The organism is Micromonospora sp. NPDC049175, assembly GCF_043197345.1.
Lineage (GTDB): Bacteria > Actinomycetota > Actinomycetes > Mycobacteriales > Micromonosporaceae > Micromonospora.
The window spans coordinates 1-14442 of the sequence record NZ_JBICSY010000015.1 but is presented as its reverse complement, the minus strand read 5'-3'; the positions used below and the strand labels follow the sequence as shown (position 1 = coordinate 14442).

Here is a 14442-nt window from a genome sequence, read left to right as displayed (position 1 = left end):
GGAGGGGCACCGTGACGACGAACACCAGCGGTCCGGGCACTCGACGTACGATCGCGGCGCAACTGCGCCTGCTGGGCGTACGCCCCGGGGCCACGCTGTTGGTGCACGCCGCGCTGCGTCCGCTGGGGTTCGTCACCGGCGGACCGCACGCGGTGGTGCTCGCCCTGCGCGACGCGCTGGGCCCGGACGGCACGATCGTGGTGCCCACCCACACGCCGGACAACAGCGACCCCGCGGGGTGGCGCAACCCCCCGGTGCCGGCGGACTGGTGGCCGCTGATCCGTGCCGAGATGCCGGGCTTCGACCCGGCGGTCACTCCGAGCCGGTTCATGGGCGTGCTCGCCGAGACGGTTCGCGGCTGGCCCGGTGCCCTGCGCAGCGTGCATCCGCACGTGTCGTTCGCCGCGCTCGGGCCGGCCGCCGAGCAGGTGGTGGCCGGTCACGGCCTGGCCGACATGCTGGGTGAGGGCTCCCCGCTGGCCCGGCTCTACGACCTGGACGCCGACGTCCTGCTGCTCGGCGTGGACCACTCGGTGAGCACCTCGCTGCACCTGGCGGAATACCGCTGCTCGGGTTCACCCCGCGAGCGGGTCGGCGCCGCGGTGCGGACCGGCGACGGTGGTGGTCGGGAGTGGGTGTGGTGGCAGGACGTACGGCTCGACGTGGACGACTTCGACGCGCTGGGCACCGACCTGGAGGCCACCGGGTCGGTGCGCGCCGGACCGGTCGGCGCCGGGACCGGCAGGTTGATGCGGCAGCGGGCGGCTGTCGACTTCGCGGTCCGTTGGCTGGACCGCAACCGGACGACGGAGGAAGCATGACGGTGAGTGCCGAGGCCTACCTGGCCGTGGTGACCGAGACGATCGACCGGGTGGCCGCCAGCCAGCGGGAGGCGGTGGGGCGGGCCGCGGACCTGATCGCCGACGCCGTCCGCGCCGACGGGGTGGTGCACGCGTTCGGCACCGGGCACTCCGAGGCTCTCGCCATGGAGATCGCCGGCCGGGCCGGAGGGCTGGTGCCGACGAACCGGATCGCGCTGCGTGACCTGGTGCTGCTCGGCGGTGAACCGGCCGAGCGGCTCGGTCCGCTGCTGGAGCGGGATCCGGCGGTCGCGCACCGGCTCTACGAGTTGGCGCCGGTGCGGTCCACCGACGTCTTCGTGCTGGCTTCGAACTCCGGGGTCAACGGCGCGATGGTGGAGTTCGCCACGCTTGTCAAGGCGCGCGGGCACGCGCTGGTGGCGATCACCTCCGCGCAGCACTCGGGCCGGATGACCTCCCGCCACCCGTCCGGGCGCACGTTGGCCGACCTCGCCGACGTCGTGCTCGATAACGGCGCTCCGTACGGTGACGCGACGCTGCCGCTGCCCGGCGGCGGCGCGGTCGGCGCGGTCTCCTCGATCACCGCGGCGCTGCTGGCGCAGCAGGTGACGGTGGAGGTGGTGGCTCGGCTGCTGGCGGCGGGCGTGCGGCCGCCGGTCTACCTGTCGGCGAACATCCCGGACGGCGACGCGCACAACGCGGAGTTGGAGGCCCGGTACGCCGGCCGGATCCGACGCGGGTCGTGAGGCCGTCGCGGGGCGAACGCCTCGCCGCACCTCCGCGGCCGCCAGGCGTCGCCGGCCGGCCGACAGGCGTCGCCGCCCGGCCGACAGGCGTCGCCGGCCGTCCCCGGCGTCGACTCGGTCGGCCGGCGGCGTGTGAACCGCTGATGAACAACGGATGTCGTGAACCCGTTTCGCGCTCAGCCGGGTGGGGCATTGGCGTTGCTGCCGACGGCCGGGACCGTCGGCAGTAGCGTCGCACCGGAGGTAGCGCGTGTCCAAGGAGACCGAGAAGCAGCGTTGGCAGCGTAATTTCGCCGACCTGTTGCAGGAGTTGCGGGTCGCACAGACGGGCGTGCAGATCCTCTTCGCCTTCCTGCTCACCCTGCCGTTCAGCAACGGGTTCACCGAGACCACGGAGTTCCAGCGGGACGTCTACATCATCGCGCTGCTCGCCGCGGCCGCCGCCACCGCGATGATCATCTCGCCGGTGGCGTTCCACCGGGCGCTGTTCCGCCAGGGGCGCAAGCCGGAGTTGGTGCGCTTCGCGCACCGGATGGCCACCGGCGGTCTCGCCTTCATGCTCATCGCGATGGTCAGCGCGGTGCTGCTGATCACCGACTTCGTGCTGGACCGGCCGATCGCCTTCGTGCTCAGCGCGCTGACCGGGCTCTGGTTCCTGACGTTCTGGGCAGCCCTGCCGTTCGCCCGCCGCAACTGGGGTGACGACGACATCGACGACGAGGACGACGACCCGGACGAGATCGCCGGACGCTGATCGAGCAGTTCGCCACGAAAGCTACCCCTGGGTAATACCCGGGAGTAACGTGACGGTAGTCGCACACGCCGAGCAGCCGCACCGAGGTTCGAGGGGGCAGCCGTGACCACGACACAGGACGGTCGACAAGCACCGGACGGCCCGGATTCCGCAACCACCCCGCAGACCGCCGGGGCCGCCGCACCGCTGTCGGCGGAGGCCGGACAGGTCTCGGAGAAGGAGGCCCGGCGGGTCGCCGAGGCCGCCCGCGAGTCCGCCTGGGACCGGCCCAGCTTCGGCAAGGAGTTGTTCCTCGGCCGCCTCCGCCTCGACCTGATCGACCCGTGGCCCGAATCCGATCCGGACGACGTGGCCCGCGCCGAGGAGTTCCTCGGTCGGTTCCGCGCCTTCCTCAGCTCCGAGGTGGACGGCGCGGCCATCGAACGCGACGCGTCCATTCCGGACTCGGTGTTCCACGGCCTGGCCGACCTCGGCGCGTTCGGCATGAAGATCGACCGGAGGTACGGCGGGCTCGGGCTGAGCAACCTGCACTACTGCCGGGCGCTGATGCTTGCCGGCTCGGTCAGCCCGGCCATCGGCGCGCTGCTCTCCGCACACCAGTCGATCGGGGTGCCGCAGCCGCTGAAGATGTTCGGCACCGCCGAGCAGAAGCAGCGCTTCCTGCCCCGGCTCGCCGCCGGCGAGGTGTCCGCGTTCCTGCTCACCGAACCGGACGTCGGCTCCGACCCGGCCCGGCTGGCCACCGTCGCCGAGCCGACCGAGGACGGCACCGGCTACCGGCTCAACGGGGTGAAACTCTGGGCCACGAACGGCATCGTGGCCACCCTGCTCGTGGTGATGGCCCGGGTGCCCGCCACCGAGGGGCGCCGGGGTGGGATCACCGCGTTCGTGGTGGACGGGGACAGCGCCGGCATCACCGTCGAGCGGCGCAACGAGTTCGTCGGTCTGCGCGGCCTGGAAAACAGCCTCACCCGGTTCCACGATGTGTTCGTGCCCGCCGAGAACGTCATCGGCGGCGAGGGCAAGGGGCTGAAGATCGCCCTGACCACGCTGAACACCGGCCGCCTGTCGCTCCCGGCGATGTGCGTGGGCGCCGGCAAGTGGGCGCTGAACGTGGCCCGGGGCTGGGCCGCCGACCGGGTCCAGTGGGGCCGGCCGGTGGGCGAGCACGAGGCGGTCGCGCAGAAGCTCTCCTTCATCGCCGCCACCACGTACGGCATGGAGACCATGCTCGACCTGTGCTGCCTGCTCGCCGACGACGACCGCAACGACATCCGGATCGAGGCCGCGCTGGTCAAGCTCTACGCCAGCGAGATGGCCTGGAAGATCGCCGACGACCTGGTCCAGATCCGGGGCGGGCGCGGCTACGAGACGGCCGACTCGCTGGCCGCCCGTGGCGAACGCCCCGCCAACGTCGAGCAGGTGCTCCGCGACCTGCGCATCAACCGGATCTTCGAGGGCTCCACCGAGATCATGCACCTGCTGATCGCGCGGGAGGCGGTCGACGCCCACCTGTCGGTGGCCGGCGACATCATCGACCCGGACGCGGGGTTGGGCCGCAAGGCACGCGCCGGCGCCCGAGCCGGCGCCTTCTACGCGAAGTGGCTGCCCACCCTGGCCGTGGGTCGGGGGCAGAGCCCGTCGGCGTACGCCGAGTTCGGGCCGCTCGCCGCGCACCTGCGCCAGGTGGAGCGCTCGTCGCGCAAGCTGGCCCGGTCGACGTTCTACGCGATGTCCCGCTGGCAGGGAAAGATGGAACGTAAGCAGGCGTTCCTCGGCCGCGTGGTGGACATCGGCGCCGAGTTGTTCGCGATGTCCGCGGTCTGTGTCCGGGCACAATCCGAGCGGGACAGCCGCCCGGAAAATGTCGAGCTGGCCGACCTGTTCTGCCGGCAGGCGCGGGTGCGGGTGGACGCCCTGTTCTCGGCCCTCTGGGACAACACCGACTCGGTCGACACCGCCGCCGCGAAGCGGATCCTCGCGGGCCGCTACGCGGGCCTGGAGGAGGGCGTGATCACCCCGTCCGACGAGCTGCCCTGGGTGGCCGGCTGGTCGCCCGGCCCGTCCACCGCCGAGGACGTCCGCCGCCGCATCCCACCGAAGCCGTGAGCCGCGTCGCCGCGCTGGCCCGCGGCCTGGTCGCGTCGCCGCGCTGGCTCTCGGCCTCGTCCACGGCGCGGCGCTGGCTCTCGGCCTCGTCCACGGCGCGGGTCAGCGGGAGACCGCCCAGGCCAGCACCGCCGCCAGGATCAGACCGTTGAGCGCCGCCAGACCGAGGTACGCCGCGGGCGGGATCTTCTTGCCCCGGCGGACGAAGGACACCAGGACAGCGGCGTAGCCGAGCAGCAGGACGGCGATGACGAGCAGGAAGTAGAACACCCGAAGACCTTAACGGTCCCCGCCCCGCAGGCCGCGACGGCGCGGTGGTCGGCACCGCCGTTGCGTTGATCAGGTGAGGAAAAGGAGGTCAGAAGCAGCACCGGGACCTACTTTTCCTCACCTGATCACGGCACGAGCGCTGTTCGCCAGCACGAGCGGGGGCGTCGCGTCGGCGTCAGCGGGTCCGGCCGCGCAGGCCGAGCTGGCGTAGCTCCAGCGCGGCCAGCGCGTCGACTGTCTGGTCGTCGCCGCGCCGCCACGCCTCGGCCACGTCGGGGCCAATCCGGGTCAGCCGGCCCAGCGGCTGGGTGGCCAACGCCCGCAGGGCGAGCAGGTCCCGGCCGGCCGGCCCGGCGGCCAGCTTCGCGGCCGACCCCGCGCGGCGCATCCAGCGCAGCCGCAGGGGCAGCCAACCGAACAGCACAAGGCCGAGCGGGAAGATCAACACCGCGATGGCGAGGGCGAGGGCGAGCTGGTCGACCAGGTGCTGCTGGTCGCGGCCGGCGTCGGCGAGCCCTCGGGCGGCGGCGGCGGCCTGTTGGAAGGGCGCGGTCAGGTCGTCGCCGACAAGCGGCAGCCGGCGGACCTTGGCGCCGGCGTCGGAGAGGTTGTCGGCGAGGCCGCTGCCGGCACCCTCCAACTTCTGCCCCGGTACGGCGAGCTTCTGCACCAGGTCGTGCAGCCACAGCGCGCCGCGGATCGCCGCGTACACCCAGGCGACGACGAGCAGGTCGGTGAGCAACTGGCGGGCGGCGGTCGGAAACCGATCGGCATAGATTTTCACGCCGGACAGCGTGTCACGAACCGAGCGCTCCCGGCAGGGCCGGATCAACGGTCAGGGGGCACAGCTGGGGCAGGTGCCGAAGATTTCCAGGGTGTGGCTGACGTCGGCGTAGCCGTGCTGCGCGGCGACCCGGTCGGCCCAGCTCTCCACGGCGGGCCCGGCCACCTCCACGGTGTTGCCACAGGCCCGGCAGACCAGGTGGTGATGGTGCCCCTCGCTGCACCGGCGGTAGAGGTGCTCGCCACCGGGCGGTCGCATCACGTCGATCTCGCCGGCGTCGGCCAGCCCCTGCAGAGTGCGGTAGACGGTGGTCAGGCCGACCCGCTCGCCGCGCTGGCGCAGCATCGCGTGCAGATCCTGGGCGCTGTGGAAGCCGGCCATCTCACCCAGCAGCGCGCTCACCGCCGAACGCTGGCGGGTGTTGCGCACCGCGGCGCCGTTCTCGCTCATGATCCCTCCCCGGCGTGGCTGACCGCGTCCGCCACGATGTGCGCGACGTGCTCGTCGACCAGGCTGTAGGCGATCTCCCGACCTCGACGGGAACCCCGCACCACTCCCGCGCCGCGCAGCACCCGCAGATGCTGGGAGACCAGCGGTTGCGCGGCGCCGAGTTTGTCCACCAGCTCGTGCACGCACCGTTCGCCGCTGGCCAGCTCGCTGACAATGGCCAACCGGATGGGCGCCGACAGGGCGCGGAGCAGTTCGCTGGCCCCGTCGAACCCCTCGTAGCCCGTCGCGCTGGTCATTGCGCAACGGTACCCATTACCACCGACTGCTCGTGGATCAGGATCGGCCCAGCACGACCTCGTGTGGTTCCGCTGCCGGCGCGGGGGCCGGCGTCGACCGCCGGCGCAGCGTCCGCCAGACCCCACCGGCGACGGCGACCACCAGGAAGGAGGCGATCGCCACCAGCACCACCGAGGCGCCGGGCGCGGTGTCCGCCGTGGCAGCCACCCAGACACCGGAGCCGGCGGCGAACAGCCCGAGTGCCATCGCGGCGGTCATGGTGCTGCGGAAACCCCGGGTGACCTGCTGGGCGGTGGCGACCGGCACCACCATCAGCGCGCTGATCAGCAGCACCCCGACGGCCCGCATCGCGATGGTCACGGTGACCGCGGTGGAGACCGCGATCAGCAGGTTCAGCGTGCGCACCGGCAGGCCGGAGACCCGGGCGTACTCCTCGTCGTGGCTGACCGCGAAGAGCGCCGGGCGCAGCGCGATCATCGTGACCAGGATCGCCGCGCCGAGCACCGCGATGGTGACCACGTCGGCGAGGGAGGTGGTGATCAGCGACCCGAACAGGTAGGCGTTGAGGTTCGCGCTCGTCGCGTCGGAGAGGCCGACGAGCAGGACGCCGCCCGCGATGCCGCCGTAGAAGAGCAGGGCCAGGGCAAGATCACCGGAGGTACGCCCACGCGCCCGGACCACCTCGATGGCGATCGCGCCGGCGGTGGCGACGAGCACCGCGACGAGCACCGGCGAGCGGTTGAGCAGCAGGCCCGCGCCGACGCCGGTCAGCGCGACGTGGCCGACGCCGTCGCCGATCAACGCCAGTCGGCGCTGCACCAGGTAGATGCCGAGCGCCGGCGCGGCCAGGCCGATCACCAGCGCGCCGATCAGGGCATGCTGCATGTAGGAGTACTGGAACAGTCCCATGGGTCAGTTGCTCCACAGCCCGGCGGGCTCGTCGTAGCAGTGCGGGTGCACGTGGTCGTGGTCGGGCTCCGCGTGATGGCCGGCCGGGTCCGGCACCGCGCCGTCGTGCGCGATGCGACCCTCGTGCACCACCACCGCCCGACTGATCACCGGTCGCAGGGGGCCCAGCTCGTGGGCGACAAGCAGCACCGTGCCGCCACCGGTGACGAAGTCGCGCAGCGCGGCGGCGAACGCCTCCTGGCTGGCCGCGTCCACGCCGGCGGTGGGCTCGTCGAGGACCAGCAGCTCCGGTTGGCCGGCCAGGGCGCGGGCGATCAGGGTGCGCTGCTGCTGGCCGCCGGAGAGCGTGGCCACCGGGTCACCGGCCCGGTCGGCGAGCCCGACGGCGAGCAACGCGGTGTCGACGGCGGCACGGTCGGCGCGACCCGGCGGGCGGAGCACCCCCCGGCGGGCCAGCCGCCCGGAGGCCACCACCTCACGAACGGTGGCCGGTACGCCGCCGCCGGCGCCCAGACGCTGCGGGACGTACCCGATGCGCGCCCACTGCCGGAACCGGCGCAACGGCCTGTCGAAGAGGGCGACCGAGCCGGCGCTGAGCGGCACCAGCCCCAGCACGGCGCGGATCAGGGTGGACTTGCCGGAGCCGTTCGCACCGAGCACCGCGACCACCTCGCCGGCGGTCACGGTGAGCGAGATGTCCCGGAGCACGGGGCGGCCGTCGTAGCCGACCACCCCGTGCTCGACGGTGATGACAGGGGAGGTCACGAGCAGTCCAAGGCCGTCTGCAGGGTCCGCAGGTTGGTACGCATCACCGAAAGGTAGTCCCCGTCGCTGCCGGCGGCGAGCCCTTCGATCGGGTCCAGCACGGCGGTCTTCGCGCCGACCTGACCGGCGATGGTCTCGGCGACCTTCGGGCTGACCAGCGTCTCGAAGAAGATCGTGGTGGCGTGGTGCTCCTTCGCCTCCTCGATCGCGTGCGCCAGCCGCTGCGGCGAGGGCTCGACGTCGGGGCTCAGCCCGGTGATGCCGACCTGGTCGAGCTGGTAGCGGTCGGCGAGGTAGCCGAACGCGGCGTGGCTGGTCACGATCTCCCGCCGCTGGCAGGTCGCCAGGCCGTTCCGGAACTCGCCGTCCAGGGCCGTCAGGTCGGTGCGCAGCGCCGCGGCGCGGGCGGTGTAGTCGGCGGCGTGCTCCTTGTCGGCCTTGCCGAGCCGCTGGGCGAGCTGGTCACCGATGGCGGCCAGCCGGGTCGGGTCGAGCCAGACGTGCGGGTCCTTGCCGGCGCCCTCCTCGGGGTGCTCCTCCTCGCCCTCGTGGTTGTGCCCGCCGGCTGTCGCGTCCAACAGCGGCTGCACGCTCGTCACGTCGAACGCCCGGTCGCCACCGTTCTGCGTGACGGCGTCGTCCACCGCCGGCTGGAAACCCTTCAGGTAGACGATCAGCTCGGCCTCGCTGACCTGGCCGACCTGGCTGGGGTTGAGCTCCAGGTCGTGCGGTTCGGCGCCGGGCTTGGCCAGGTTCGTGACCCGGACCGCGTCGCCGCCGATCCGCTCGGCCAGGAACTGCAGGGGGTAGAACGCGGCCACCACGTCGACCCGCTTGGGGTCGGCGCCGCCGGCGCTGGTGGAGCAGCCGGCCCCGGCACCCAGGGCGAGCAGGGCGGTCGTGGCGGCCAGGACACGGAAGGTGGTGCGGTTGCTCATGTCGTCAACTGTCCGTGGCAACGATAATGATTGTCAAAAACGCATGATTGCATGTCAGAGCAGCTTCGCGAGGCCCACCGCCACCAGCAGGGTCAGCATCACCAGTCGAATCAGCCGGGTCTGCGGCGCCTGAACCGCCCAGGTCGTCGCCAACAGGGCGACCAGGACGGCCGCGAGCGCGAGCGTCAGCAGCCCGCCGATCACCCCGGGCGTGAAGAACGCCACCAGCACCACCACCAGGGTGAGCAGGAACACCGACGTCGGGTTGGCCCCGGCCAACCGGGCCAACAGAGGGCGCTGCGTACGCTGCATCCCACAGACTCTACGAGGAGGGACACCCGTTGCTGGTGACCAACCGGTTCGTGGTCGACGTCGATGTCGCCGACGACTTCACCGAACGGGCGCACGCCGCCCTCACCGCGCTGGCCGCCCGCCCCGGCTACCTGCGCGGTCAACTGGTCCGGGCGCTCGACGACCCCCGGTACTGGTCGCTCGTCACCGAATGGGAGTCGGTCGGCACCTACCGCCGGGCACTGGGCGCCTTCGAGGTCAAGGTCAGCGCCGTCCCGCTGCTCGCCGAGTCGGTCGACGAGCCCTCCGCGTACGAGGCGCTGGCCACCGCCGCCCCCGGCGGGGCCGTGGTCGTCGCCGAGAGTGATCGGGCTGCGGGTCCTTACCGCTGAGGCGCCGGACACTACGCTGCTCCTATGACCGCACCCGCCCCGCCACCCGGTCCCGGCGTGGCTCCGCCGTTCGCCGCGCCGCCCACCGAGGGCCGCCGGACTCGGCTCTGGATCGGCCTCGGCATCGGCGCGCTCGCCGTGGTGCTCTGCTGTGGCGGGGGCGGCAGCGCCGTCATCGGCCTGGCCGTGACCGGTGTGCAGGCGGTCGGCGAACAGGCCCGCACCGTGACCGGTGACTACTACCAGGCGCTTGTCGAGCGGGACTACGGGCGGGCGTACGAGCAGCTCTGCGACGACGCGCAGCGGCGTGAGTCCCGGCCCGAGTTCGAACGGCGTGCCGCCGCCGAACCGCAGGTCACCGCGTTTCGGCTCGGTGAGGTCGACGCCATCAACCTGACCGTGCCGGTGGACGTGAGCCTCGCCGGCGGCGACCGGGAGCAGCAGCAGGTCAGCCTCGGCCGCGACGGGCAGACCGGCGGCGTGGAGGTCTGCGGGGTCAGCTGACCCGCCCCCGGTATTCTGCTGGGCTCAGGGCGACGGTGGTCGTACCGTTGACCCGGACCGACCGAATCATCCACATCTCGCCCCCGCCGACCGCCAGCCGGCGTAGGAGGAAACATGCCAGCCGACCGTATCGATGCCGTCGTCAGCCTTGCCAAGCGTCGAGGCTTCGTCTTCCCCTCCAGCGAAATCTACGGAGGCACCCGATCGGCGTGGGACTACGGCCCGCTCGGCGTGGAGCTCAAGGAGAACGTCCGCCGGCAGTGGTGGAAGAACATGGTCCAGCAGCGTGACGACGTGGTCGGCCTCGACTCCGCCGTGATCCTGGCCCGCAAGGTGTGGGAGGCGTCCGGCCACATCGCCGAGTTCGTCGACCCGCTCACCGAGTGCCAGTTCTGCCACAAGCGGTTCCGGGCGGACCACCTGGAAGAGGCGTACGCCGAGAAGCACGGCAAGCCGCTGACCTCGCTCGCCGAGCTGAACTGCCCCAACTGCGGCAACAAGGGCACCTTCACCGAGCCGAAGATGTTCAACGGCCTGATGAAGACCTACCTGGGCCCGGTGGAGAGCGACGAGGGGCTGCACTACCTGCGCCCGGAGACCGCGCAGGGCATCTTCGTCAACTACAAGAACGTGGAGACGGTCGCCCGGAAGAAGCCGCCGTTCGGCATCGCCCAGACCGGCAAGTCGTTCCGCAACGAGATCACCCCGGGCAACTTCATCTTCCGGACCCGCGAGTTCGAGCAGATGGAGATGGAGTTCTTCGTCGAGCCGGGCACCGACGAAGAGTGGCACGAGTACTGGCTCCAGGAGCGCTGGAACTGGTATCTCGACCTCGGCCTGTCGGCGGACAATCTGCGCCTCTACGAGCACCCCAAGGACAAGCTGTCGCACTACTCGAAGCGGACGGTGGACATCGAATACCGCTTCCAGTTCGGCGGCACCGAGTTCGCCGAGCTGGAGGGTGTCGCCAACCGCACCGACTTCGACCTCTCCACGCACAGCAAGCACTCCGGCGTCGACCTGTCGTACTTCGACCAGACCAAGGGTGAGCGCTGGATGCCGTACGTCATCGAGCCGGCCGCCGGTCTGACCCGCGCGGTGCTCGCCTTCCTGCTCGAGGCGTACGACGAGGACGAGGCGCCGAACACCAAGGGCGGCGTGGACAAGCGCACGGTGATGCGGTTCGACCCACGGCTGGCGCCGGTCAAGGTGGCGGTGCTGCCGTTGTCGCGCAACGAGGCGCTGTCGCCCAAGGCGAAGGACCTCGCCACGCTGCTGCGCAAGCGCTGGGTGGTGGAGTTCGACGACTCGCAGGCGATCGGTCGCCGCTACCGCCGGCAGGACGAGATCGGCACCCCGTTCTGCGTGACCGTCGACTTCGACACGCTCGACGACAACGCCGTGACGGTGCGCAACCGGGACACCATGGCCCAGGAGCGGGTCTCCCTGGACCAGGTCGAGCGCTACCTGATCGAGCGCCTCCCCGGCTGCTGACGTACTCCGAAGGCCCCCTCCCGACCGCGGTCGAGAGGGGGCCTTTTGGCGGCCTGACCAGGGGCGGGACACGTCGGCGACGCGCAGGCCGATGAAATTAATTCAATGCCATCTTTCGATATCTTGGGTCTCGATCGGAAGAAGGTGGGATGACATGGCGAAGCGGCTCTCCGTCCTGCGCGTGACCGCTGCGGCGGCGATCGTCGCGGGGCTCCCGGCGCTCTCGGGCTCCACGGCCCACCACAGCGGCGTCCGGCCTGCCCGTGCCGAGGCTGCCGCCCAGGCCGCGCCGCCGCCGTACGCGTCCTCGGTATGGCGCGGGTCGTCCGGCGCGGTCGCCACGGCCACGCCGGGTCCGCCGGGCACGCAGGGCATGCCGGGCATGCCCGGCCCGCCCGGCCCGCCGGGCACGCCGGGTTTGCCGGCCACGCCAGGCACGTCGGGTCCGTCGGGTCCGTCGGCCATGCCGGGTCCGTCGGCCATGCCGGGTCCGTCGATCACGTCGGGCCCGTCGATCACGTCGGGTCCGTCGATCACGTCGGGTCCGTCGATCACGTCGGGTCCGTCGGCCATGCCGGGTCCGCCGGGAACGCCGGCCGCGTCGTCCGTCGGGGGGATGATCGAGGCCGCCCAGGGGAGGCCTGAGGCATCGGTCGCGTCCCGCCGTGGTCCCGCGCGGAGCGCGCCCCCGCGGCCCGTGACACGTCTCACCCCCGTCACGGCGATCCACTCGCAAGCCAAGATCGACAGCGGAGCGCTTGTCACCTGGACGACCTCGCCGACGTGCCTCCTGGCGGGGCACGACACCATGGGTTGGGCGTGGCTGGACGACCTCCCGGCCGGGAGGGTGGTGCGGGTCGCGTCGGGGCCGTGCGCGGGCACCTACCAGGTGGTCGGGCACCGGTGGCAGCCGCGCAAGGGCGGCACGATGCCGCACTGGGCGAGCCGATACGACCTCGTGCTCCAGACCTGCACGGGGAGGAGCGGGACGGGCTTCAGCACCGCCCGACGGCTGGCCCGGTAGGCGCGGCCCCGGAGGCGTCGACCCGAGCGCCCCCTGCGCCCGGCAAAGGGGGAGGAACCCCTCCGTATACTTGCCGGGTGAGTGATGTCGCGGTGGCGGCCGGACGCCCGTTGACCCTCGGTGGCTACCAGGTGTGGCCGCCGGTGGTGCTGGCGCCGATGGCCGGGATCACAAACGTCGGCTTCCGCCGGCTCTGCCGTGAGCAGGGCGGCGGCATCTACGTCTGCGAGATGATCACCACCCGGGCGCTCGTCGAGCGGAACCCGAAGACCCTGCACATGATCGCGTTCGGCGACGACGAGAAGCCGCGCAGCCTCCAGCTCTACGGCACCGATCCGGAGATCACCGCCGCCGCTGTCCGGATCGTCGTGGAACGCGACCTGGCCGACCACATCGACCTCAACTTCGGCTGCCCCGTACCCAAGGTGACCCGGCGTGGTGGCGGCGCGGCGCTGCCGTGGCGGCGCCGGCTCTTCGCCCGGCTGGTGCGGGCCGCGGTGGACGCCGCGGCGCCGGCCGGGGTGCCGGTCACGGTCAAGATGCGCAAGGGCATCGACGACGACCACCTGACGTACGTCGAAGCCGGGCTCGCCGCCCAGGAGGCCGGCGTGGCCGCGGTGGCCCTGCACGGGCGGACGGCGGCGCAGCGTTACTCGGGCACCGCCGACTGGGACGCGATCGCCACGTTGAAGCAGGCCCTCGACGTGCCGGTGCTCGGCAACGGCGACATCTGGGAGGCCGACGACGCGCTGCGGATGGTCGCGCACACCGGGGTCGACGGCGTGGTCGTCGGGCGTGGCTGCCTGGGTCGGCCATGGCTCTTCGCCGACCTGGAAGCCGCCTTCAACGGCCGGTCGGAACGGCGACTGCCCACCCTCGGCGAGGTGGCGGTGACCATGCGCCGGCACGCCGAGCTGCTCGTCGACCAGTTCGTGGCCGCCGCCCGCAACCCCACCGGGGGTGAGCGGGACGGCTGCGCCGATTTCCGCAAGCACGTCGCCTGGTACCTCAAGGGCTTCCCGGTCGGGGGCGAACTGCGCCGCTCGTTGGCGATGATCGAAAGCCTGGCTCAGCTCGACGACCTGCTCGGCAAGCTCGACCCGACCGAACCGTTCCCGCTGACCGCCCTGGGCCAGCCCCGCGGGCGTACCAACTCGCCGGGCAAGGTCTTCCTGCCGGATGGGTGGCTGGCCAGTCGCGACGACGACGCCGTCCCCGAGGGTGCCGAGATGGACGACTCCGGCGGCTGAGCCCCTGGCCGGTCGTGCCCTTGGTCGGTCGTGCCCTTGGACGGTTGTGCCCTTGGCCGGCCGTGCCTGGGCCGGTTGTGCCGTTGGCCGGTTGTGCCCTTGGCCGGCGGGGCCCTGCCCGGGCGAGCCTGGGCCGGTTGAGTCCTTGGCCGGCGGGGCCCTGCCCGGCCGAGCCTGGGCCGGTTGAGTCCTTGGCCGGTTGAGGCGCTGTCACGGTCCCGACCACCGCGTCGATTGCGGGTCGGGCTGCGGCCCGAGCCATCGACCCTCGCCTTCGGATCATGTCTGGCGAGTTCGACGTGGACGACCAGGTCAGACCGAAGGGCCGGACCCCGGTGACAGGGGTCCGGCCCTTCGCTCGTGCTGTGGTGCTGTGCGGGCTCGCGGTGGTGCGGCCTTGCCGTGGTGCGGTGCTGCGGCGGTGCGGCCTTGCCGTGGTGCGGTGCTGCGGTGGTGTGGTCTTGCCGTGGTGTGGGTGGTGTGGGTCAGCTGGTGGCGTAGCCGCGGGTGGCGATCCAGTCGGCGAGGTGCTCGGTGCTGATCTGGTAGGCGGCCTGGTTGGGGTCGGCGGAGTCGGCGATGGTGACGGTGTTGCCGTTGTCGCGGTAGCCGACGACGCTGATGTAGTGCCCGCCCTCGTAGGA

At 72.1% G+C, this 14442-nt stretch carries 18 protein-coding genes and 1 pseudogene; 9 read left to right on the top strand and 10 right to left on the bottom strand.

Going from position 1 to position 14442, the window contains the following annotated elements:
• Positions 1-11 precede the first annotated feature (11 nt).
• The 4 genes from ACGFH8_RS33855 to ACGFH8_RS33840 all read left to right on the top strand — a co-directional run bounded on the left by ACGFH8_RS33855 (position 12) and on the right by ACGFH8_RS33840 (position 4430).
• Positions 12-821 (top strand): aminoglycoside N(3)-acetyltransferase, encoded by an 810-nt coding sequence (locus tag ACGFH8_RS33855; RefSeq protein ID WP_393375476.1) that lies wholly within the window; start codon positions 12-14, stop codon positions 819-821.
• Positions 818-1567 carry a sugar isomerase domain-containing protein gene (locus ACGFH8_RS33850; protein ID WP_393375473.1) on the top strand — a complete coding sequence of 250 codons (750 nt, stop codon included), beginning with the start codon at positions 818-820 and terminating at the stop codon, positions 1565-1567. The genes ACGFH8_RS33855 and ACGFH8_RS33850 overlap by 4 nt, the downstream gene beginning before the upstream one ends.
• Positions 1568-1817: 250 nt before the next feature.
• Positions 1818-2321, top strand: coding sequence for a DUF6328 family protein (locus tag ACGFH8_RS33845; protein ID WP_393375471.1), 504 nt, complete (start codon positions 1818-1820; stop codon positions 2319-2321).
• A 102-nt stretch (positions 2322-2423) separates the two neighbouring features.
• Entirely contained in the window at positions 2424-4430 is a 2007-nt protein-coding gene (locus tag ACGFH8_RS33840; RefSeq protein WP_393375468.1) for an acyl-CoA dehydrogenase family protein, read from the top strand.
• 102 nt (positions 4431-4532) lie between these two features.
• On the opposite strand, the gene ACGFH8_RS33835 is transcribed toward ACGFH8_RS33840, so the two are convergent.
• From ACGFH8_RS33835 to ACGFH8_RS33800, 8 genes are all read right to left on the bottom strand, one after another.
• Positions 4533-4700: a hypothetical protein gene (locus tag ACGFH8_RS33835; RefSeq protein ID WP_393375465.1), complete on the bottom strand. Its 168-nt coding sequence runs from the start codon at positions 4698-4700 to the stop codon at positions 4533-4535.
• 175 nt (positions 4701-4875) lie between these two features.
• Positions 4876-5484 (bottom strand): hypothetical protein, encoded by a 609-nt coding sequence (locus tag ACGFH8_RS33830; protein ID WP_393375462.1) that lies wholly within the window; start codon positions 5482-5484, stop codon positions 4876-4878.
• 51 nt (positions 5485-5535) lie between these two features.
• Positions 5536-5934, bottom strand: coding sequence for a Fur family transcriptional regulator (locus ACGFH8_RS33825; RefSeq protein WP_393375459.1), 399 nt, complete (start codon positions 5932-5934; stop codon positions 5536-5538).
• Positions 5931-6230, bottom strand: coding sequence for a metalloregulator ArsR/SmtB family transcription factor (locus tag ACGFH8_RS33820; RefSeq protein WP_355030824.1), 300 nt, complete (start codon positions 6228-6230; stop codon positions 5931-5933). Before ACGFH8_RS33820 ends, ACGFH8_RS33825 begins: the two co-directional genes overlap by 4 nt.
• Before the next feature lie 37 nt (positions 6231-6267).
• Complete coding sequence (locus ACGFH8_RS33815; RefSeq protein ID WP_393375456.1) at positions 6268-7140, bottom strand: metal ABC transporter permease; 873 nt, start codon at positions 7138-7140, stop codon at positions 6268-6270.
• 3 nt (positions 7141-7143) lie between these two features.
• Positions 7144-7905 carry a metal ABC transporter ATP-binding protein gene (locus tag ACGFH8_RS33810; protein ID WP_393375455.1) on the bottom strand — a complete coding sequence of 254 codons (762 nt, stop codon included), beginning with the start codon at positions 7903-7905 and terminating at the stop codon, positions 7144-7146.
• Positions 7902-8843 carry a metal ABC transporter substrate-binding protein gene (locus ACGFH8_RS33805; protein WP_393375454.1) on the bottom strand — a complete coding sequence of 314 codons (942 nt, stop codon included), beginning with the start codon at positions 8841-8843 and terminating at the stop codon, positions 7902-7904. The genes ACGFH8_RS33810 and ACGFH8_RS33805 overlap by 4 nt, the downstream gene beginning before the upstream one ends.
• Before the next feature lie 54 nt (positions 8844-8897).
• Complete coding sequence (locus tag ACGFH8_RS33800) at positions 8898-9155, bottom strand: hypothetical protein (RefSeq protein WP_393375453.1); 258 nt, start codon at positions 9153-9155, stop codon at positions 8898-8900.
• Between the two features lie 29 nt (positions 9156-9184).
• Here ACGFH8_RS33800 and ACGFH8_RS33795 point away from each other — a divergent pair, with 29 nt between their 5' ends.
• The 3 genes from ACGFH8_RS33795 (at position 9185) to ACGFH8_RS33785 (ending at position 11524) form a co-directional block, all read left to right on the top strand.
• Entirely contained in the window at positions 9185-9526 is a 342-nt protein-coding gene (locus ACGFH8_RS33795; protein ID WP_110566725.1) for an antibiotic biosynthesis monooxygenase, read from the top strand.
• 24 nt (positions 9527-9550) lie between these two features.
• Entirely contained in the window at positions 9551-10030 is a 480-nt protein-coding gene (locus tag ACGFH8_RS33790) for a hypothetical protein (RefSeq protein WP_393375450.1), read from the top strand.
• A gap of 114 nt (positions 10031-10144) precedes the next feature.
• The gene (locus ACGFH8_RS33785; protein WP_393375448.1) at positions 10145-11524 is read left to right on the top strand and encodes a glycine--tRNA ligase; all 1380 of its coding nucleotides are present in this window, start codon (positions 10145-10147) and stop codon (positions 11522-11524) included.
• 102 nt (positions 11525-11626) lie between these two features.
• Here the strand turns inward: ACGFH8_RS33785 and ACGFH8_RS33780 are convergent, their stop codons facing one another.
• Complete coding sequence (locus ACGFH8_RS33780) at positions 11627-12097, bottom strand: hypothetical protein (protein ID WP_393375446.1); 471 nt, start codon at positions 12095-12097, stop codon at positions 11627-11629.
• 124 nt (positions 12098-12221) lie between these two features.
• On the opposite strand from ACGFH8_RS33780, the gene ACGFH8_RS33775 reads away from it, so the two are divergent.
• Together ACGFH8_RS33775 and dusB are read left to right on the top strand one after the other, a co-directional pair.
• Positions 12222-12548 carry a hypothetical protein gene (locus ACGFH8_RS33775; protein ID WP_393375443.1) on the top strand — a complete coding sequence of 109 codons (327 nt, stop codon included), beginning with the start codon at positions 12222-12224 and terminating at the stop codon, positions 12546-12548.
• 77 nt (positions 12549-12625) lie between these two features.
• Positions 12626-13798, top strand: a complete 1173-nt coding sequence (dusB, locus tag ACGFH8_RS33770; protein WP_393375440.1) for a tRNA dihydrouridine synthase DusB — start codon at positions 12626-12628, stop codon at positions 13796-13798.
• 485 nt (positions 13799-14283) lie between these two features.
• Here the strand turns inward: dusB and ACGFH8_RS33765 are convergent.
• A pseudogene (locus ACGFH8_RS33765) lies at positions 14284-14442 on the bottom strand (phytochelatin synthase); the annotation flags it as partial.

Coding starts and splice junctions, on each gene's coding strand:
- ACGFH8_RS33850 (WP_393375473.1), top strand. CDS start 818: ATGACGGTGAGTGCCGAGGCCTACCTGGCCGTGGTGACCGAGACGATC.
- ACGFH8_RS33825 (WP_393375459.1), bottom strand. CDS start 5,934: ATGAGCGAGAACGGCGCCGCGGTGCGCAACACCCGCCAGCGTTCGGCG.
- ACGFH8_RS33820 (WP_355030824.1), bottom strand. CDS start 6,230: ATGACCAGCGCGACGGGCTACGAGGGGTTCGACGGGGCCAGCGAACTG.
- ACGFH8_RS33815 (WP_393375456.1), bottom strand. CDS start 7,140: ATGGGACTGTTCCAGTACTCCTACATGCAGCATGCCCTGATCGGCGCG.
- ACGFH8_RS33805 (WP_393375454.1), bottom strand. CDS start 8,843: ATGAGCAACCGCACCACCTTCCGTGTCCTGGCCGCCACGACCGCCCTG.
- ACGFH8_RS33800 (WP_393375453.1), bottom strand. CDS start 9,155: ATGCAGCGTACGCAGCGCCCTCTGTTGGCCCGGTTGGCCGGGGCCAAC.
- ACGFH8_RS33790 (WP_393375450.1), top strand. CDS start 9,551: ATGACCGCACCCGCCCCGCCACCCGGTCCCGGCGTGGCTCCGCCGTTC.
- ACGFH8_RS33785 (WP_393375448.1), top strand. CDS start 10,145: ATGCCAGCCGACCGTATCGATGCCGTCGTCAGCCTTGCCAAGCGTCGA.
- ACGFH8_RS33780 (WP_393375446.1), bottom strand. CDS start 12,097: ATGGCCGACGGACCCGACGTGATCGACGGACCCGACGTGATCGACGGA.